Source organism: Streptomyces sparsogenes (assembly GCF_001704635.1).
Classification (GTDB): Bacteria; Actinomycetota; Actinomycetes; order Streptomycetales; family Streptomycetaceae; genus Streptomyces; species Streptomyces sparsogenes.
In genome coordinates, this window is the sequence record NZ_MAXF01000178.1 from 1 (window position 1) to 19,739 (window position 19,739).

Annotated in this window: 11 protein-coding genes and 1 pseudogene; all 12 read right to left on the bottom strand. The window is 76.4% G+C overall.

Annotation, left to right across the window (positions count from 1 at the left end; genetic code table 11):
* A partial coding sequence (locus tag BBH68_RS33015; RefSeq protein ID WP_174589125.1) for an NAD(P)H-dependent oxidoreductase occupies positions 1-267 on the bottom strand: 267 nt, incomplete at its 3' end.
* Between the two features lie 224 nt (positions 268-491).
* Positions 492-572 carry a putative leader peptide gene (locus BBH68_RS44645; protein ID WP_361723878.1) on the bottom strand — a complete coding sequence of 27 codons (81 nt, stop codon included), beginning with the start codon at positions 570-572 and terminating at the stop codon, positions 492-494.
* 152 nt (positions 573-724) lie between these two features.
* On the bottom strand, positions 725-1,999 hold the full coding sequence (locus BBH68_RS33020; protein ID WP_065967446.1) for an MFS transporter: 1,275 nt from the start codon (positions 1,997-1,999) through the stop codon (positions 725-727).
* On the bottom strand, positions 1,996-3,735 hold the full coding sequence (locus tag BBH68_RS33025; RefSeq protein WP_079151363.1) for an ABC transporter permease subunit: 1,740 nt from the start codon (positions 3,733-3,735) through the stop codon (positions 1,996-1,998). Before BBH68_RS33025 ends, BBH68_RS33020 begins: the two co-directional genes overlap by 4 nt.
* Before the next feature lie 44 nt (positions 3,736-3,779).
* A complete protein-coding gene (locus tag BBH68_RS33030) occupies positions 3,780-5,273 on the bottom strand; it encodes an ABC transporter substrate-binding protein (RefSeq protein ID WP_065967447.1) in 1,494 nt (497 codons plus the stop codon).
* A 21-nt stretch (positions 5,274-5,294) separates the two neighbouring features.
* Positions 5,295-5,888 (bottom strand): GNAT family N-acetyltransferase, encoded by a 594-nt coding sequence (locus tag BBH68_RS33035; protein ID WP_065967448.1) that lies wholly within the window; start codon positions 5,886-5,888, stop codon positions 5,295-5,297.
* 497 nt (positions 5,889-6,385) lie between these two features.
* Positions 6,386-6,784: pseudogene (locus tag BBH68_RS33040) on the bottom strand (GtrA family protein); the annotation flags it as partial.
* Positions 6,781-7,767 (bottom strand): glycosyltransferase family 2 protein, encoded by a 987-nt coding sequence (locus BBH68_RS33045; RefSeq protein WP_065967449.1) that lies wholly within the window; start codon positions 7,765-7,767, stop codon positions 6,781-6,783. The pseudogene BBH68_RS33040 and the gene BBH68_RS33045, both read right to left, overlap by 4 nt.
* 28 nt (positions 7,768-7,795) lie before the next feature.
* The gene (locus BBH68_RS33050; RefSeq protein ID WP_104531478.1) at positions 7,796-10,486 is read right to left on the bottom strand and encodes a YfhO family protein; all 2,691 of its coding nucleotides are present in this window, start codon (positions 10,484-10,486) and stop codon (positions 7,796-7,798) included.
* A 279-nt stretch (positions 10,487-10,765) separates the two neighbouring features.
* Entirely contained in the window at positions 10,766-17,398 is a 6,633-nt protein-coding gene (locus tag BBH68_RS33055; RefSeq protein ID WP_079151365.1) for a type I polyketide synthase, read from the bottom strand.
* Positions 17,399-17,464: 66 nt separating this feature from the next.
* Complete coding sequence (locus BBH68_RS33060; RefSeq protein ID WP_245738427.1) at positions 17,465-18,754, bottom strand: beta-ketoacyl synthase N-terminal-like domain-containing protein; 1,290 nt, start codon at positions 18,752-18,754, stop codon at positions 17,465-17,467.
* Positions 18,755-19,257: 503 nt separating this feature from the next.
* On the bottom strand, positions 19,258-19,737 hold the full coding sequence (locus BBH68_RS33065) for a cupin domain-containing protein (RefSeq protein ID WP_065967450.1): 480 nt from the start codon (positions 19,735-19,737) through the stop codon (positions 19,258-19,260).
* Positions 19,738-19,739 lie beyond the last annotated feature (2 nt).

Genomic DNA, 19,739 nt, shown 5'->3' on the forward strand with positions numbered 1-19,739 from the left:
TCGAGCAGGGAGCAGGCCGGAGTAGGCCGCCTTGTAGATGGGTGTGCCGATGACGACGCCGTCGGCCCGGGCGAACAGGGCGGCGGCCTCGGCGATGGCCGGGTGCGCGAAGTCGGCGCCGAGCAGCGCGGTGGCCGGGAGCGTGCGGGCGTCCAGCGGTATCACCTCGTGTCCGTGCCGCTCCAGCCGGGCGTCCAGGTGGCGCAGCAGCCGGGCGGTGCGGGAGGTGGCGGAGGGGCTTCCGGAGACGGACAGGACAGTGGCCATGGCGGACCCTTCGGGAAGGCGGTGCGATGCGGCGGTCCGGCCGATCGGCCGGGCAGGGCGTGCTCGCGAGCGGAGTGACGGGGCGTCGGGGCGAACGACGGGAGCCGCGACGGCGAGGTCGCGGCGGCGAGGTCGCGGCGGGGAGAACGCCGTGTCGGGCCGCGCGGCCGGAGTTCGTCAGGGTCGGCGCGGCGGGGACGCGGGGAGGGTGCGGGCGGGCCCGCTCAGACCCGGCGGCAACAGAACGCGCTGGAGACACGCAGGAGATCGACGTGGCGCCGCCGCGTGAGGTCCTGTCGCTTCATGTCCTCGATCAAATCAGTGGCGTCTACATCGGGTCAAGGAGGCCCGAGCGGCATTCCGCATCGCGGACGCGGCCGGGTGGCGCGGCATCAGCGCGCCACCCCCTCGTCGATCAGCTCACGGCCCGTCCGCCGGCGGAGACGGGGGCATTGTGTCAAGGACGGACCGGCCCGGGGCGCGGCAGCAGGGCGACCGCCGCCGCCGGGAGCGCGGTGAGCACCAGCCAGGGCACCGCGGCCGGCAGGCCCGCCTCGAGCAGCGAGCCGGTCAGCGCGCTGCCGGCCAGCACGACCAGGCCGGAGACGGAGGACAGCGCGCCGGTGTAGAGCCCGAGCCTGCCCTCGCCGGCGAGGTCGGGCACCCAGGCCCGGGCGGCCGGGGCGAGCAGCATCTGGCCGAGGGTGAGCAGCACGACCAGGCCCGCCGAGGGCAGCAGTGCGGCGCCGCCCGTCCAGGCGGCGGGGCGGGTGGCGGCCACGGCGGCGAAGCCGGCGGAGATGAGCAGCAGCCCGGCCGCCATGGAGCGGCGCAGGTCCAGCCGGGTGGTCGCCCAGCGGGTGACGGGCAGTTGGGCGGTCACCACGAGCGCCGAGGAGAGGGCGAACAGCCAGGCCAGCGGGGCCTGTGAGCCCGCCGCGCGCTCGACTTCCAGCGGCAGCGCGAGGTAGAGCTGGTTGTACGCGAGCAGGTAGACGCCGTACGCGAGGCACAGCGCGAGGAAGCGCCGGTCGCGCAGCAGGGCGCGGGCCCCGCCGGGGGCCGGGGCGGCCGCCCGGCCGGGGATGTGCTGGGGCAGCAGCCGCAGATGGCCGGCCAGGACGAGGACGAAGACCGCCGCCCCGGCCAGGCATACGGTGCGGAAGTCCACGGCCAGCAGGAGGGCGCCCAGCAGCGGTCCGACGAACGCGCCGGCCTGCCCGGCGACGGTGAACAGCGCCAGGACGCGGGTGCGGGGCCCGCCACCGCCCTCCTCCCAGCACACCGCCTGGCGGGCCACCTCGGACTCCACGGCGGGCGAGAACAGCGCGGCCGCGAAGCCGATCAGCAGCACCGCGCCGATGACCGCCCAGGTGCTCTCCGCCCAGCCGAGCCACGCGAAGCCCGCGATCCGCAGCGCGCAGCCGGCCAGCACCACCGGCCGGACCCCGTACCGGTCGGCCAGGGCGCCGCCGACCACGAACAGCCCCTGCTGGCTGAAGGTGCGCAGGCCGAGCACCAGGCCGACCAGCCAGCCGGCCATGCCCACGGCCGTGCCGAGGTGTTCGGCGAGGAAGGGCAGGACGGCGAAGAAGCCGATGTTGAAGGCGAGCTGGGTCCCGATCAGCAGCCGCAGCAGGGGTGGCAGTGGCGGCAGGGGCGGTGTCCCGCCGCGCCGCCACCGGGCCCGCGCCCCGGCCGAGGGGGCCGCCCGGGCGGGGGTCCCGGTCATCCGCCCTCCTCGCGTACACCCGGGGTGGCGGGCGCCCCGTCGCCGCGCCGGGCGCGGCCGGGCCGGGGCCGGCGCACCCCGCCGGCCGCGGTCACCGCGAGCGCCCCGAGGACGGCGAGCATCGCGGCGGGGGCCAGCACCGCCCAGGGGGCGCGCTCGGCGTACGGGTGGTTCTCGGCCAGCAGCAGTCCCCACTCGGGGGACGGCGGCTGGGCGCCGAGGCCGAGGAAGCCGAGGGAGGCGAGGGCGAGCGCCACCGAGGGCAGCCGCAGCAGCGCGTGCCGGGCCACCGGGGGCAGCACGGCGGGCAGCAGGACGCGCCGCAGCACATGGGCCCGTCCGGCGCCGAGCGCGCGGGTGGCGGTGAGGTGGGTGGTGGCGCGCTCCTGCCGCAGCAGGGCCGAGGTGTGGGCGGCCAGCGGGGCCCAGGCGACCGCGGCCACGGCGAGCGCGGGCGTGGCGGGGCCGCCGCCGGTGACGCCGGTGACGAGCAGTCCGGCGAGCACCGCGGGAACGGCGTTGGCGGTGTCGACGAGGGCCGCGGAGACCCGTGGCACCAGGCCGAGCACCACCCCGGCCAGCAGCGCCGCGGCGCTGACCGCGAGCGCGAGGGCCAGGGTGGTGAGGGCGCCGTGGCCGACCCGGGCGAGGAGGTCGCGGCCCAGCGCGTCGGTGCCGAACGGGTGCGCCCAGGAGGGGGCCTCGAGCCGGGCGGCGGTGTCCACGGCCAGGGGGTCGCGGGCCAGGCCGAGCCCGATGACGGCGAGCAGCAGCGCGCCGTAGAGCAGCGGATGCCCGCCGGGGCCCGGTGCGGTGTCCCGGTGCAGGGAGGCCAGCGCGCCGTCGCGCAGCGCGGGTCCGAGCAGGGCGCGGCCCGCGAGCCGGGCCAGGGCGCCCACGGCGGCGGCGAGCGCCACCAGGGCGAGTGTGCCGGTCTGGAGGACGGGAAGGTCCTGGGCGAGGGCGGCCTGAAGGGTGAGCCGGCCGAGCCCGGGTATGTCGAAGATCTGCTCCACGGCGACCGCGCCGCCGGTGAGGCCGACCACGAACAGCCCGAGGTTGGGCAGCAGTCCGGGGAGGCAGCGGCGCAGCGCGTGGCGGGCGACGCGCCGGCCCGGGACGCCCCGGGCGGTGGCGGCCCGCGCCCAGGGTTCGGCGAAGGCGCCGGGCAGCGCGTCGTCGAGCATCCGCCCGAGAAGCGCCCCGGTGGGCAGGCCGATGGCCAGCGCGGGCAGGACGAGCCAGCGCGGCCCGTACCAGCCGAGCGCGGGCAGCCAGCCGAGCTGCACCCCGACCACGGTGGCCAGCAGGGAGGCGGTCAGGAACTCGGGCAGCGCGGCGAGCATCGCCGCGGCGCCGCCGGTGCGCCGCCCGGCGAGTCCGCGCCGCGCCCCCAGGACGAGGGTGCGGGCGCACACCGCGGCGGCGGTGGCCACGGCCACGGTCAGCGCCGCGGCCATGAGCAGCAGCGAGGCGCCGAAGGCGGTGGCCACACCGGGCAGCACGGCGCCGCCGGAGACCCAGGAGTGGCCGGCGTCGCCGCGCACCAGCCCGCCGAGCCACTGCCCGAGCAGATGCGCGGGGCCGGCGTCGAGGCCGAGTTCGTCCCGTACGGCGGCCAGCACGTCGGGAGCGGGGTCGCGTTCGGCCGAGCGGGCCTCCAGCACGGTGCGGGCGGGGTCGGTGCGGGAGAGCCACGGCAGCAGGCCGATGCCGCACAGCAGGGCCGCGGCCACGGCGAGGCGCCACAGCGCGCCGGGGGCGCCGCGGCGTACGGCGCTCAGCGCCGGGTCCCGGGGCCGATGAGGGCGCGCTCGTACGGGTCGAGGAGGACGCCCCGGACGGAGGCGCGGACGCCGTGGACGATCCGCTGGTGGACGAGCGGTACGGTCGCGTCCGTGCGCAGGATCCGGGCCTCCGCGGCCATCGCCGCGTCCTGCCGCTCGGCCGGGTCGGCGGTGGCCTCGGCGGTGGCGACCGCCCGGTCGACCCGCTTGTCGCACAGCAGGGCCAGGTTGTAGCCGCCGTCGCAGGTGAAGTCGCTCGCGAGGATCGAGACCGGGTCGCCGGTGTCGAGCATGGTGTTGCGCGCGCCGACGAACGCGTCGAACTTCCCGGCCAGCGCGTCGCCCTCGATCCGGGAGGACTCGCGCACCTCCACCTCGACCGTGAAGCCGGCCTTTTCGAGCTGCTGTTGCAGCACCTGCGCGACCTCGGGCAGCTCCGGCCGGTTGTCGTAGGTGGCGAGGGTGATGGCGGTGCCGTGGACACGCGCGGCCCGGGCCCGCCCCTTCGGCTCCTCGCGCTTGCCCGCCGCCCAGGTCAGGGCGGGGCCGAACACGCCCTGGCCGCGGTCGGCGTGGCCCTCGTACACGTCCTTGGCGAGGACGGAGGTGTCGATCGCCGCGCGGGCGGCGGCCCGCGTCCCCGGGTCCGCGAAGGGGCCGGAGCGGGTGTTCAGCAGCAGGCTGGTGGTGCGCGCGGTGGCCAGTTCGCGGGCGGTGCCCTTGCGGAGGGAGGGGATCTGCGCGACGGGCACGGCTTCGGCGATGTCCACGTCGCCGGTGCGCAGGGCGTTGGCGCGGGCCGTGCCGTCGGCGATGAACCGCGCGTCGACGCCGGAGGCGTGGGCCAGGCCGCCCCAGTAGCCGTCGAAGCGGTCCAGGGTGGCCCGGTCGCCGCCGCCGGCCTTGGTCAGCCGGAAGGGCCCGGTGGCGGTGCCGACCGGGTCGGCGGTGCCCTTCTTCCGGTACGCCTTGGCGGACAGCACGGCCAGGCCGGGGCTGGACAGCCGCAGCGGCAGCACGGGGTCGGGTTCGGCGGTGGTGACGCGGACCCGCCGCTCTCCGGCGGGCTCGGCGGTCAGCCGCACCCCGGAGAGCGCGGCGGGGCCGGGCTCGGCCCGGGCGGCGTGGGTGAGGGCGGTGGCCACCGCGGCCGGGGTGACGTCGGTGCCGTCCTGGAAGCGGGCCTCGCGCAGGGTGAACAGCCAGCTGCGGCCGTTCTCCTGACGCCATGACTCGGCGAGCGCGGGGGACGCGGCGCCGTTGGCGTCCAGCCGGGTCAGCCCCTCGGTGACGCCGAGCCGGCTGAGCAGGGTGGCGTCACCGCCGTACGGCGAGAAGTTCTCGGAGGGCGGGAAGGCGAGCGCGACGCGCAGCCGTCCGCCGGACGCCGAGCCGGACGGGGAGGGGTCACCGGACGCGAAGCAGCCGGACAGCAGGGGGACGAGCAGCAGGCCGGAGGCCAGCCGACGGCGGCGGGCGAAGCGCATGGACCTCGTTCTCCACGGGGTTTACGAGCGGGACGCCACGCACACTACATGGTTATCATTTTCACCAGCCGTCCGGGGTGTCCGCGACATGGGCACCTCGAAGTGCACCACCGCGTTTCCCCCGCCGGGCGCCGTCCGTTCGTCGCACACCACCTCGCCCAGGGACCGCCAGAAGGCCTCGGCCCCGGGCACGGCGGGGTCGGTGTGCAGATAGACCGCGCGATAACCGCCGTCCGCCGCCGCGAAGTCCAGCAAGCGGCCCACCAGCAGCCGGGCGAGCCCCCGCCGCCGGTGTTCGGGCCGTACGTACACCCGGCGCAGCTGCGCGGTCGCCCCCGAGGGGTAACGCTCGGCGAGCGGGCGGGGGTTGGGTGGATGCGCCGGCCCGCGCGAGTCGAGCGCGGCCGTCGCCACCACCCGTTCGTCGCGCCCGTCGACCGCGACGAGCAGGGTGTGCCGCGCGGGGCGGAGGTAGGCGCGCTCCGGATCGACGATGTCGCCGTGCCAGCGCGGCACATAGCCCGTGCCGAAGTCCCGGTAGACGGTGTCCAGCATCACGCTCCGAGCGCCGTCGAGGTCCTCGGGGGTGGCCGTCCTGATGCGGTAGTCATGCACTTGCACATCATATGCATCAAGCGTCGCGGCGGCGCAGACGCCGGCCCCGTCGGCTGAGGCCGGGCGGGAGGCGCTGCCGCCGGGCCGCGGCCGGGCCGTCACATCCGCCGGGCCCCGCTCTCGATCCGGTACTGCTCCACCAGTGCCTCGAACCGCTCGGCGTCGCCCTCGCGCAGCTCGACCGGCCGGGTCTCGCCGATGGCCGCCCGCACCCGGTCGGCCACCTCCGCCGCCCGCGCACCGGAGGTGTGGACGCCGAGCACGAGCACCGTGGCCGCGTCGCCCCCGGCCCGCCCGGCACCGGCGAGGGTGAACTCCCAGGGCACCTCGCACGGGCCGTCGTGCCCGGCGTCCGGGCACAGCAGACGGGCGATCGGCTCCTGGAGCGCGAGGGCTTCCTCCGAGGCGCCGTAACAGTGGACCCGGATCTCGTACACGCGGGACTCTTCTTCCACGTGCGGCTCTCCCGCGCGGGGCTCTTCTTCGACCGGGATGCCGCGCCCGGGCTCGAGCATGATCGTCCTGGAGAGGACGAAGGTGATCGGCACGGCCACCGCCGCGGCCATCAGCGGAGCTGTCCGGTCCCCGGTGTGCAGCAGGTCGACGAGGACGTAGACCCCGCCGGTGGTGATGGCGAAATTGGCGGCCGTGGTCAGGGGGAAGAGCAGGAACTTCCGCCAGGTCGGGCGGGTGCGGTAGGTGAACCAGGAGTTGAGGAGGAAGGAGCCGACCGTGCTGAGCGCGAAGGCGGCGACATGGGCCGCCAGGTAGGGCAGCAGGCGCAGGAAGCACAGGTACATGCCGTAATAGGTGGCGGTGTTGACGACGCCCACCAGGCCGAATCTCACCAGCTGGCCGAGGACCGGCGGGCGCCGGCGCGCCGGGCGGGGCGTCATCGCACGAGGTCCTTCATCCGGTCCCGCATCGGGTCCCCCATCCGGTCCCGCGGGGCGGCGGCGGGAACCGCGTTGGTCGACTGCACCAGGAAGTGGGGACGCCGCTTGACCTCATAGTAGATGCGGCCGATGTACTCACCGATCACGCCGACCATGACCATCTGGACGCCGGCCAGCGCGGTGATGACCACCAGCAGGGTCACATAGCCGGGGGTGTCGATCCCGTTGACCGCCGCGCTGCCCACGATCCACATCGCGTACAGCGCGGCCACCGACACCAGGAGCAGGCCCAGGTAGACTGCGGCGCGCAGCGGTTTGTTGTTGAAGGAGATCAGCCCGTCGGCCCCGTAGTTGAGCAGCTGGCCGAAGGTCCACTTGCTGCGGCCCTCCTCGCGCGCCGCGTTCTCGTACTCGAAGGTGACGCTGGGGAAGCCCACCCAGGCGAACAGCCCCTTGGAGAAGCGGTTGTACTCGGTCAGCTCCAGCACGGCGTCCACCGCGCGCCGGGACAGCAGCCGGAAGTCGCCGACGCCGTCGACGAGTTCCACGTCGACGAAGCGGTTGATGAGCCGGTAGTAGGCGCGGGCGGTGAGCACCCGGGTGACCCGGTCGCCGTCGCGGGTGCGCTTGGCGATGACCTGGTCGTGGCCCTGGGCGTGCAGCTCCACCATGCGCTTCACGAGCTCCGGCGGGTGCTGGAGGTCGGCGTCCATGATGACGACGGCGTCGCCCGAGGCATACCGCAGCCCGGCCAGCATCGCCGCCTCCTTGCCGAAATTGCGGCTGAAGGAGACGTAGCGGGCCCGGGGTTCGCTTTCTGCGAGCTGTTTCAGGAGGGAAAGCGTGCGGTCCTTGCTGCCGTCGTCGACATAAAGGAATTCGAAGTCGTGGTCGATCACCGCGAGTTCCCGGGTGAGGTGTTCATGAAAACGACCGATCACCGATTCCTCGTTGTAGCAGGGTACGACGACGGAAATGAGCATGGTCTCCCCCGGGGCTGATTCGCGGGCGTCAGTGGTGGGCATGGCGGCGCTCCCGTCGGGCACGCAGGAGTCGATACGCGGCGGGCAGGGTCAGGGCGAGCAGCGCGGCGGCTCCGACGGCGGTGCCCAGGCGCAGGCCGGGCGGGCGGAAGGCGCAGTCGACGGAGGTGGCCGAGGTGTCGAGCTCGACCGCGAGCAGGCCGAGGTAGCCGTCGGCCGGGCGGTGCCGGCCGTCGCCCGCGGCGCACCGCCAGCCGGCGATGCGCGGGGCGGCGACCACGGCGATGCCCCGGGAGCCGGGCGGCAGCTTCGCCCGGATGCCGGTGTCGGAGACGTGGACCTCGGTGGCTCCCTGGGCCCGGAGCCGGTCCACGGCGGCGCGCAGCCGCGCGGGGTCCAGGCAGCCGATGGACCCGGCGGGGACGGTGCCGCCCTTCTGGACGGTCAGCACCACCTCGACGCGCCCGGAGGCCGGGGCCGCGCCGAGCGGCTGCATGGGGGCGATCTTGGTGACCGGGTGGTCGCCCCGGAAGCCGACCGGGGGCCGGCCGGCGCCGCGCATCGCGGCGACGCCCCAGTAGTGCGGGGCCCACAGGAACACCTGGGAGTCGCGCGGGCAGGTGGCGGTCAGGAGCGCCTTCGGGCGGGACCGCTTGGTCGGCCCCGGGGGCAGCCGGTAGCCCCCGTCGGGGGTGCGGGCGGCGGGCCGGCCGTCCGCGCCGCGCACGGCGACGTCGCGCGGCAGGGTGTACACCCGGGCCCCGAGCAGCAGTTCCTGGTTCCGGAACGGCGACGGGCCGAAGGCGGGCGGCCTCTTCGGGTCCGGCCGGAGGGTGACGAGGGGCGGTACGACCTGGCGGGTGACGTACGGCTCGGCGCCGGTCGGCGCCTGCCAGTCCTGATGCGGGTCGGGCGGGGAGTGGACGCGGGCGCCGACCGAGAAGATCGCGTCGGTGACCGGGTTGTCCAGGCTCTGCACGGACCGGCCGCGCGAGGTCCAGCCGCCGCCGAGGGCGGTCATGGTGCGGCTGAGCACATCGGAGGTGAGGCTGCTGTAGTACTGCGCGCCCTGCCCGCCGACCAGCAGCGGGTCGTTGCCGACGGTCTGCTCGCGACCCGGGTCCGTACGGTAGCGGGGCCAGCCGTCGGCCTCGGCGATCAGCTCGCTCTGCGTCCGCTGGCGCTGCCCCCAGGGGGCGTAGTCGTCCAGGTGGCCCAGGCGCAGCCGGTCGGCGACGGCCGTGGTGGCCGCGGACTGGCCCACCTGGGCGCCGATCAGCAGGACGACGGCGAGGGCGGCGGGCAGCGGATGGCGGTGCCGACGGGCGAGGCGGGCCAGCAGCAGGGCGGCCGCCACGGCCGCGACGCCGGCCAGCAGCAGCGGGTAGGTCCAGGGGCGGATCAGCTCGGTCGCCCGGGACGCGGCCGCCGCGATCGCCGCCAGCAGGGCGCCCGCGGCCAGCAGCGGGCGCCGGCCTGGCATGCCGTGGGCGAAGGAGAGCCAGGCGGCGGTCACCAGCAGCCCGCCCAGCACGAAGGTCTCCCGGTACTGGCTGCCGTTGGGCACGCTGAAGGCGTGCCAGGCCAGTTGGGTGGGCCCCCACTGCAGGGACAGCGTCACCGCCGCGACCAGCAGCGTCCAGCCGCCGCGCAGCCGCCTGGGGACCGCCGGGTTGAACGGGAGGGTGAGGGCGAGCAGCAGCGCCACGGTGTCGACGTAGACGGCCGGGCTGCTGAAGTTGTACGTGCCTGGCAGCAGCCGGGCCAGGACGTCCGTCCACGGCTTGGGCGTGAACTCCACGACCCGGCCCGGGTAGGCGTGCCGGGTGCCGAGGAAGACCACGGAGACCAGGGGCGCCGCGAGGCCCACGCCGAGCGCCAGGACGCCCGCCAGCCGCGCCACCGGCCGGCCCAGCGGCGCGAGGCGCCGCAGCGGCGGGCCGCCGCCGGGGGCGTGGTCCACCAACAGGCCGGTGAGCAGGATCAGCACGGCGCCGAGGGTGGCCATGTACGCCGTGTAGAAGTTGGCGACCCACACCAGCGCGACCGGCAGCGCGCCCAGCGCGAACCACCGGCCCGCCAGCGCCCGGTGGCCGACCAGGCACAGCAGCGGCAGCGCGATCAGCCCGTCCAGCCACATGGGGTTGTACGAGGCCTCGGCCAGGGACCAGCCGCACAGCGCGTACGAGGCGCCCAGCGCCCCCGCCGCCCACCACCGTCCCGGCCGCAGCGTCAGCAGCCACTGGGCCATCACCGCGCCGGCCGCGGCCGTCTTCAGCAGCGTGATCACGTACACCGCGAGGTCGATCCGGTCGCGCGGGAAGAGGGCGACGAGCAGGGCGAACGGGCTGCCGAGGTAGGTGCCGAGATCGGGCAGGAAGCTCGCGCCGTACCCGGACTGCCAGTTGAGGAACAGGCCGCCGGTGCCCCGGCCGTGCAGCAGGTCCCACAGGTGGGCGTGGAAGGGCACGAACTGGTTGCCCAGGTCGTTGACGCTCCGGGTCCTGGGTCCGAAGGGGAAGCAGCGGGCCACGGCGTCGCCGAGGCAGAAGGCGGCCACCGCGACGAGCGCGGCGAGCGCGGCGGCCCGGGCGCGGACGCCGCGCGGGGCGCCGGGCGGCGCCCCGGGCGAGGCGTCCGGCGCGGGCGGCGCGCCGGACGTGCTCGGCTGGTCTTCCGGCTGGTCTTCCGGCGGGGTGCGGGCCGGTCGGCCGGTCATCAGCGATCGCATGGAATTCGTCAGGATTCCGTTCCGGTGGACGGCGTGAATTTCGGCTGCACGCCGCAGTGGACCTCGCGCGACTCCCCCAAATGGAATGTGTGGCGCGTTCATTCAGCCTGTTTGACCCTGCGAATCCGCGATTGGTTGCCCCGCGGTCCGGGGAATTTACAAACAGATGGGATGGCCCCTGGAATTAATCCTTCGGATTTCCCGTATTCACCTTCCCGACGGTGAACGGCCACGCGTGGGCGCGAGTTCACCGGCCCGGGCCCGCGGTCAGTCGGCGGTCAGCCGCCGGCCGCCCGGCGGGCCCCCGCCGAGGTCGAGTCCCATGTGCTCGGCGAGCCCGGCCGCCAGCCCCGCCACCGTCGGGTGCTGCCAGACGAAGTTGGCGGCGAGCCTGACGCCCAGGGCGGATTCGAGCCGTACGCGCAGCTCCATGGCCAGCAGGGAGTCGAAGCCGAGGGCCTTCAGCGAGGTCTGCGGGTCCAGCGTGGGGCCGCTGAGCCGCAGCACCGTGCGGATGTGGTCGCCCAGGTACGCCTCCAGGGCCGAGCGCCGGGCCAGGCCCGCGGGGAGGGCGGTCAGCCGGGCGCGGATGTCGGCCGTGTCGGCCGTGTCGTCGGTGCCGGCGGTGCCGGGCACGTCGCCCGCGTTCCGCGCGCCGTCGGCCTCGCCGGGGTGGCCGGCGTCGGCGGGGGCCAGCCGGCTGAAGAACGGGGACCGCCGGGCGGCCGCCGGGATCCAGGTGCCCGGCTCGCCGGGGATCACCCCGGTGTGCACCCGCCCATGCCCCAGGAGGGCGCCGAGCGCCCGCAGGCCCCGGTCGGTGGGGATGGTCGCGTAGCCGCGGCGGGCGAAGTCGGTGGCGGCGCCGGTCTCGCCCCACGGGCCCCAGGCGACCGCCAGGGTGGGCAGCCCGCGCGCCGAGCGCCAGGCGGCGAACCCGTCCAGCCAGGCGTTCGCGGCGGCGTACGCGCCCTGGCCGGGGTTGCCCAGCAGGGCGGCCATCGAGGAGTACACCGCGAACCAGTCGAGCGCGTGCCCGGCGGTGGCCTGGTGCAGCCGCCAGGCGCCGGTGGCCTTGGGCGCCCACACCCGGCGCAGTTGGTCGTCGCGGATGTTGGTGATCGCCGCGTCGTCCAGGACCATGGCGCTGTGCACCACGCCGCGCAGCGGTGTGCCGTCCGCGGTGGCGGTGGCCACCAGGCGCTCGGCGGTGCCGGGTCGGGCGATGTCGCCGAGCACCACGCTGACCCGGGTCCCGGCGGCGGACAGTTCGCCGAGTGCCCGCGCGGTGGCGGCCGTGGGGGCGGTGCGGCCGCCCAGCACCAGGTGTCCGGCGCCCTGGGCCGCGAGCCAGCGGGCGGTGGCCAGGCCCAGGCCGCGCAGCCCGCCGGTGACCACGTACGCCGCGCCCTCGCGCACCGGCCGCGGCCCGTCGGGCAGCACGGCGCCGGTCTCGCCCTCCTCGGGCACGGTCAGCACCAGCTTCCCGAGGTGGCCGGCCCCGGCCATCAGCCGGAACGCGTCGGTGGCCGCCGACAGCGGGAACGCCGTGCACCGCAGCGGCCCCAGCCGCCCCGCGGCGAGCTCGGCGAGCACCTCGCGCAGCGCGGCGGTGAACTCGGCGGGGCGCTCGCGCCACAGCTCGCCCAGGTCCACGGTGCTCAGGGTGATGTTGTGGCGCAGCGGGGCCAGGCCCAGCGGGGCGTCGGAGAGGATGTCCCGCACGCCCAGTTCGACGAAGCGGCCGAACGGCCGCAGCGCTTCGAGCCCGGCCCGGATCGCCGCCCCGGACAGCGAGTTGAGGACGACGTCGACGCCCTGGCCTCCGGTCGCCGCCCTGGTCTGCGCGAGGAAGTCCAGCGAGCGGGAGTCCATCACCTGGGCGATGCCCATGCCGCGCAGACAGCGCCGCTTGTCCTCGCTGCCCGCGGTGGCCAGCACCTCGGCGCCCAGCAGCCGGGCCACCGCGACGGCGGCCAGGCCGGTGCCGCCGGTGGCCGAGTGGATCAGCACCCGCTCCCCGGGGGCCAGCCGGGCGACGTGGCGCAGGGCGTACCAGGCGGTGAGGAACGCGATGGGCAGCCCGGCCGCGGTGGCCGGGTCCATCCCGGCCGGGGCGGGGACGGCCACCTCGGCGGGGACGACGGTGAACGAGCCGAACGCGCCGCCGTTCACATCGGCGGCCACCACCCGGTCGCCGACGGCGGGGCGGGTCACGCCCGTCCCGACGGCGGTCACCTCGCCCGCGCACTCGAAGCCGATCCGGTAGCGGACGTCGCCGTCGCCGGGGATCAGCCCCATGGCGGTGAGGACGTCACGGAAGTTCAGCCCGGCCGCGCTCACGCGCAGTTCCACCTCGCCGGGCCCCGGCCGGCGCCGCCCGGTGGCGGCGAGCTCCAGGCTGCCCAGGTCCCCCAGCCGGCCCGCCCGCAGCCGGAAGCCGTCCGCGCCGTAGCGCACGGTGCGGGTGGTGGCCGCGGCGCGTTCGGCGTCCGTGAGCGGCGCGTATGCCAGCCGGGCGGTGTGGCGGGTGGCGCCGCGCAGGGCCACCTCGTCCTCCACGGCCTGCTCCTCGACTGCCTCGGAGGCCTCGGGGGCCTCGGGGGCCTCGGCGGCCTCGTCCTCGGGGGCGCCGGCGAGGAGTTCAGCGGCGAGGTCCGCCGGCCAGGTGTGCTCCGCCCCGGCATCGGCCCCGGCATCGGCGTCGGCATGGGCTCCGGCGGTGGGCGCGGTGTCGACCAGGGTGGCCCGCATCCTGGGGTGTTCGAGGGCGAGCACCCGTACCAGCCCGCGCAGGGAGCTCTGCGCCGGGTCGGCCACCTCCCCGGGCGCCACGGCCCGGGCGCCGCGGGTGACCACGTACAGGCGGGGCGGCTCCGCCGCGTGGGCGGCGATCGCCTGCGCGGCGCCGAGCGCCCTGCGGGTGCGTCGCAGGGCCTCCGCGCCCGGGTCGGCGGCGTCGCCCGCGCCGCACAGCAGCACCACGGCCGTGGTGTCGCCCCGGGCCAGGCGGCCGGCCATGGCCTCCCGGCAGGCCTCGAGGCGGCGGTCCCGCGCCGGCCAGGCCCAGGGCGCGGCCCGCGCCCCGGCCGCGCGCAGCGCCCCGGCCAGTTCGCGCGCGGAGGGGTCCGGGCCGCCCTCGCCGACGACCAGCCACTCCCCCGCCCGCCCGGTGGCCGCGGGCTCCGGCCGGGCGGCGCGGTGCCAGCCGGTCTCCAGGAACCAGTGGTCGGCCTCCGGCGCCTCGGGGGCGGTGTGGCGCACCAGCCGCAGTCCGTCGACGGCCAGGACCGGTCTGCCCGTCCCGTCGAGCAGCCGGATGTGCCCGAGGAGCGTGTCGGCCGTGTTCTCGACGACGCGGGCGTGGCAGTACACCGCGGCGGCGGGGTCGCCGAGGACCCGCACGGTGCGGATCCGCACGGGCAGGATCAGCCCGTGGCCGTTCTCGTGGAGCAGCGCCGCCGCGAGGAGTTGGGCGCACAGGTCGACGAGGACGGGGTGGACGCGCAGCGCGTGGGCCGGGGTGCGCGCGGCCTCGGGCAGCCGGATCCGCGCCCAGAAACTGTCGCCGCGGCGGGAGGCGTGCATCCGGGTGATCCCGGTGAACGCCGGCCCGTGCCGCACACCTCGGGCCCGCATGCGGGCGTAGAGGTCGGCCGGTCGGAGGGGGACCGGGTGGCGCAGGGCGAGGGTTTCCACAGACGCGGCGCGGGACTTGGGCGGTACGGCCAGCCGGCGCGCCACCGCGGTGGACTGCCGGGTCCAGGAGCCGTCGTCGCCTCGCCCGAAGATCTCGCAGTCGGCGCGGTCGGCGGCGGCCAGGGTGAGGGTGGTGCCGATGTCGGTGTGCGCGGCCAGCCGCAGCGGCTCCCGGAAGCGCACATCGGTGATCTCGACCTCGGTGGGCCGGGCGTCGAAGACCTCGCAGGCGGTGGTGAGCGCGAGGGCGTAGTGGGCGGCCCCGGGGAGCACGGGGGCGCCGTGGATCCGGTGGTCGTCCAGCCAGGGCAGGGTGGCGGTGCCGACCCGGGCGTGCCAGGTGTGCCGGACCGGTTCGCCGGGCACCTCGGTGTGGCCGCCGGGCAGCGGGCCGGGCGCGGGTGCCGGGGACGCCCCGGGTGCGGCCGGGAGGGCGGGGGCGGTCCAGTGGCGTTTGCGGTCGAAGGTGAGGGTGGGGACGTCGGCGAGGGCGGTACGCGGGCACAGCCGCGACCAGTCCACGGGGACGCCCGCGCAGTGCAGGGCGGCCAGTTGGGTGCGGAAGGTGGCCGTCTCGTCCTCGTCGCGGCGCAGGGTGGGCAGCACGACCGGGGCCCCGGCCGGTCCGGCCGTCCCGGCGGGGCCGGCCAGGTCTTCCAGGCAGCGGCTGACGGAGTGGGTGACGACGGGGTGCGGGGCGATCTCGACGTACACCAGGTGGCGGTCGGCCGCGGCGGCGGCGACGGCGGTGGCGAACCGGACCGGGCGGCGCAGATTGGCGCACCAGTAGTCGGCGTCGAAGGCGGGGGCGGTGCGCGGATCGTCCAGCACCGTGGAGTAGAACGGCACGCGCGGCCGGCGGGGCGTCAGGTCGGTGAGGGCGGCGCGCAGATCGGCCAGGAGCGGTTCGACGTGCGGGGAGTGGGAGGCGACGTCCACCGCGACCAGGGCGGCCGGGATGCCGCGCGCCTCCCAGCCGGCGACCAGGCGCTCCAGCGGCTCGGTGTCCCCGGCCACGACCGTGGCGTCGGGCGCGGCCATGACCGCGACCGTGACCGCGCCGGCGGCTCCCGGGGCCTCTCGTCGGGCGTCTCGTCCGGCGCCCGGTCCGCCGCCGAGGCGGGCGTCGAGTTCGGCCTGGACCTCGTCGGCGCCCAGGCCCACGGTGGCCATCGCGCCCCGCCCGGCGACGCGGGTCAACAGCGCGGAGCGGCGGCAGATCACCCGTACCCCGTCGGCGAGGGACAGCGCCCCGGCCACCACCGCGGCGGCGACCTCTCCCATGGAGTGTCCGATGACCGCGGCGGGTTCCACACCGTACGCGCGCCAGGCCGCGGCGAGCGCGGTCTGCAGGGCGAACAGCACGGGCTGGACCCGTGCGCAGCCGGTCACCGGCTCGCCGGAGCGCACCACGTCCAGCACCGAGAACCCGGCCTCGGCGGCGATCAGTTCGTCGGCCCCGGCGAGCGCGGCGGCGAAGGCGGGTTCGTGCTCCAGCAGGCCGCGCCCCATGCCGGGCCACTGCGAGCCCTGGCCGGAGAACACCCACACCGGCCGCCGGGCCACCGCGGCCCCCACCTCGCCGGTCACCGCGGCGGGGTGGGCCCGCCCCGCCTGTGACGCGCGTAGAACTCGCACGAGTCCGTCCCGCGACGCCGTGGTGACGGCCAGCCGTCCGCGGCCGTGGCTCCGCCGCAGGGCCAGGGTGTGGGCGATGTCGCCCAGCGGTACGGCCGCGCCGTCGCCCTCGAGCCAGTCCGCGAGCCGCCCCGCGGCGGCCGGCAGCGCGGCCCGGGAGCCCGCCGGCACCAGGAAGACCAGGGGCGTGGCGCGCCGCTCCCGTCGCGGTGTCCGAGTCCGCCGGCGGGCCGCGGTGGCCGGCGGCTCCTCCAGCAGCACATGGGCGTTGGTCCCGGAGAACCCGAAGGAGGACACGGCGGCCAGCCGTGCGGGCGTGTCCACCGGCCAACCCGTCGGCTCGGTGGGCACGAACAGACGGGTGGCGCCGGGGTTCTCGATGGCCGGGTTCCAGCGGGTGAAGTGCAGGTTGGGCGGGATGGTGCCGTGCCCGAGGCACAGCACCGCCTTGATCAGCCCGGCCACCCCGGCGGCGGGCTCCAGGTGGCCCAGGTTGGTCTTGACCGACGCCAGCGCGCACCGGCCGGGGCCGGCCCCGTACACCTCGGCGAGGCCGGCGAACTCCACCGGGTCGCCCACCGGGGTGCCGGTGCCGTGTGCCTCGATCATCCCCACGTCGCGCGGGTCGACCCCGGCCCGGGCCAGCGCCTTCTGGTACAGGGCGCGCTGGGCGGTGGCCGAGGGCGCGGCCAGGCCGTCGGACCGGCCGTCCTGGTTGACGGCGGAGCCGCGCAGCACCGCCAGGATCCGGTCGCCGTCCCGGACGGCGTCGGCGAGGCGTTTGAGCACCACGATCCCGCAGCCCTCGCCGCGTACGAATCCGTCGGCGGCGGCGTCGAAGGAGTGGCAGTGGCCGCTGCGCGAGAGCATGCCCATCCGGGTGAAGGCGCGCGTGGTCCTGTCGTCGAACATCAGCGTGACCCCGCCGGCCAGGGCGAGGTCGCACTCCCCCGCGCGCAGCGCCTGGGCGGCGAGGTGCACCGCGACCAGCGAGGAGGAGCAGGCCGTGTCCAGGGCCACGCACGGGCCGTGCAGGCCCAGCAGATAGGAGATCCGGCCCGCCGCCACGCACCGCCCGTTGGCCAGGACCGAGCCCTCGTGTTCGTACGGCTGCCGGTCGAGGCAGGCCGTGTAGTCCTCGTAACTGAGGCCCGTGAAGACGCCGGTGGAGGTGCCGGCCAGCCGCTCCGGTGGCGTCCCGGCGTGTTCCAGGGCCTCCCAGGCCACCTCCAGCAGCAGTCGGTGCTGGGGGTCGAGGATGTCCGCCTCGCGGCCGGAGACGCCGAAGAAGTCGGCGTCGAAGCCGGAGACATCGCGCAGGTAGCCGCCGCGCACGGGCGCCACGGTGCCGTCCGCCGGCCCCGGGGCGGCGGGGGGCCGGGCGCCGTCCGGCGTCCACAGCCGCGCCCGCTCGGCCGGCGGGTCCCCGAGCGCCTCCCGCCCCTCCGTCAGCAGCCGCCACAGGGCGGCGGGCGAGTCGACGCCCCCGGGGAACCGGCAGCCCGCGCCGATCACCGCGATACGGCCGGGAGGGCGACGGGATATGCGTGTGTGCTGGCTCATCGGGATCTCCGAGGATGGTGCGACGGCCGGGTCAGCCGTGGGGGTGGTTCCGCGCGGGCACCGGCACTAGGTGACGTCCGGGCCGCCGAGCAGCATGGCGTGCTTGACACCACCGGTCTGGTAGCTGAAGCACAGCGCGTGGTCGAAGTCGAGCGGCCGGGCGCGCGTCCCGGGCACCGGGTCGAAGGGGAGGCCCTCCATGGGCTGTTCGCAGTTCGCGGTGGGGCACACCGCGCCCTGTTCCATCATCATCAGCGTCAGGCCGACGCCCAGGCAGCCGGCCGGGGCCCCGTGGTGGCCGAAGCACGCGTCCTGGGAGGTGACCAGCACCGGGCCGGCCGTGGCCCCGTACAGGGTCCGGACGGCGTTGGCCTCGACCGCGGTCACGGCCGGGTCCCCGTCGCCGCAGCTGTGGATGTACGGCACCTGCTCGATCCGCCACCGCTCCCCCAGGCACCGGCGCACGGCGTTCACCAGCTGGGCGCCGCTGTCGTCGGCGCCCAGGGGGTTCGCCAGCCCGTCGCGGGTGAGGGCGGTGGCGAGCACCTGGCCATAGATGTGCGCGCCGCGCCGCCGGGCGTGCTCGCGGCTCTCCAGGATGACGGTCGCCGCGCCCTCGCCGTAGTTGATGCAGTCCGAGCGCCGGTCGTACGGCCGCATCAGGGACTCGGACGAGGGGGTGGGACCCAGCGCGCCGGGTTCGCCGCCCTCGGCCGCGTAGGCGCGCCGCGCGCTCTCCAGCAGGCGTTCCGCCCTCCCGACCACCTCGCTGTCGAACACGTCGACGCCGGTCACCGCGGCGAGGTCGATCTCGCCCGCGGCGATCAGGCGCTGCGCGTGGCCGATCTGCACGCCCCCGGAGGCGCAGCCGCAGGCCACCGTGAAGCACGGTCCGGTGGTGCGGGTCAGCGTCCCCTGCACGAGGGCGACATCGGAGGGGATGGCGGACTGGCCCACCGCGATGAACAGTTCCAGCGCGTCCAGCGGCGCGGTGTGCTCGGGGTCGGCGCGGGAGGCGGCCAGATAGCTGTTGACGTTGCTGTCGATGCCGCCGCGCCCGACGAGCAGCGCCGCGTCCCGCAGATCGCCCGCCTGGATGTCCAGTTCGCCGTCCGCGCACGCCTCCACCAGCGACACCAGCCCGAATCGGTGGGCGTCGGTGAACTGGCGGGAGAAGAACTCGGGGATGCCGGGGACGCGCTCGGCGAACATCTCGTCGGTCAGGTCGACCGAGCCGTAGTACGTCCCGTCCCGGCCGAGGCAACAGCCGCCCCGGGAGGCGATGTTCCACACCTGGCCCGCGGTGAAGGAGGGGCCGCCCTCGCCCGGCAGACAGAAGCCCAGGCCGGTCACCACGGCGTCCCTGGGGCTTTCGCGGCCTTCGCGGGAGCCGTCGGGCCGGCTCACGACGGCCCGCCGGAGCTGAGCTGAGTCATTTCCTTGCATCCCATGCGCTGGAGTCGGCCGCGAGTCCTTGCCTCGGCCGGCCGGGAGAACCGTCGCATCACGCTTCAACGGTTTGTGGAACTGCCAAGCTACGCCGCGGCGTCGGGAAGAAAAAGGGAGCGCCGATACACAAGGTGGTACAGGGCGGGGACAGTGGGTACGCCGCCGCGCGGAGTTCCGCGGGACGGCGCGCGGGCGGGCGGCGGGGGGCTCCGGACCCCCGCTCCCCGCCCCGCGCGCCCGTCGCCGGCGCGGCGCCCCGTCGGACGCGCGGGCGCCCCCGGCGCCGGGGGCACCGCGCTCGGGGTTCTGGGCTCGGGGCCCGGGGCTCTGGGCTCGGGGCTCTGGGCGCGAGGCCCGGTGAACCGGCCGGTGCCGCCGTCGCCGTCCCCGTCGCTCAAGGTGGCGGAGCGTCAGTCCGAGGGCAGGCCGGCGCCGCAGCGGGAGCAGTAGCGGGCGTCGGACTCCTGGGCGAGGCGCCCGCACTCCGCGCAGACCCGGTGGAGCAGGCAGGCCGGCTCGCCGCCCTGCGGGGCGGCGGCGCGGATGGCCAGGCCGGGGCGGCGGCGGTGCACCGTGAGGTAGGCCAGGCCGCCGGGGCCGGCGGACAGGGCGCGACGGCTGCCGCGCGGCAGCCAGACCACACAGCCGGGGGTCAGCTCCTGGCGCCCGTCCGCCGTCTCGAGCCATCCGCCGCCCTCGGCCACGAACAGCACCACGTCGAGGTCGGGCTCCACATGGACGTCGACCCCGGCCCCGGCGGGCAGCCGGATCACATTGGAGTCCAGCTGGCGCCCCTCGGCGTCGAGCCGCCACAGCGCCCCGCCCCGGTCGGCCGCCGCCTCGCGCAGCAGCTCGGACACCCTCCCCAGCACACCAGAAACCGGCGGCATCT

What these genes read in the sequence shown, in the direction of transcription:
- BBH68_RS44645 (WP_361723878.1), bottom strand. Translation starts at nt 572, where the DNA reads ATGAAGCGACAGGACCTCACGCGGCGGCGCCACGTCGATCTCCTGCGT.
- BBH68_RS33020 (WP_065967446.1), bottom strand. Translation starts at nt 1,999, where the DNA reads ATGACCGGGACCCCCGCCCGGGCGGCCCCCTCGGCCGGGGCGCGGGCC.
- BBH68_RS33030 (WP_065967447.1), bottom strand. Translation starts at nt 5,273, where the DNA reads ATGCGCTTCGCCCGCCGCCGTCGGCTGGCCTCCGGCCTGCTGCTCGTC.
- BBH68_RS33045 (WP_065967449.1), bottom strand. Translation starts at nt 7,767, where the DNA reads ATGCTCATTTCCGTCGTCGTACCCTGCTACAACGAGGAATCGGTGATC.
- BBH68_RS33050 (WP_104531478.1), bottom strand. Translation starts at nt 10,486, where the DNA reads ATGACCGGCCGACCGGCCCGCACCCCGCCGGAAGACCAGCCGGAAGAC.
- BBH68_RS33055 (WP_079151365.1), bottom strand. Translation starts at nt 17,398, where the DNA reads ATGAGCCAGCACACACGCATATCCCGTCGCCCTCCCGGCCGTATCGCG.
- BBH68_RS33065 (WP_065967450.1), bottom strand. Translation starts at nt 19,737, where the DNA reads ATGCCGCCGGTTTCTGGTGTGCTGGGGAGGGTGTCCGAGCTGCTGCGC.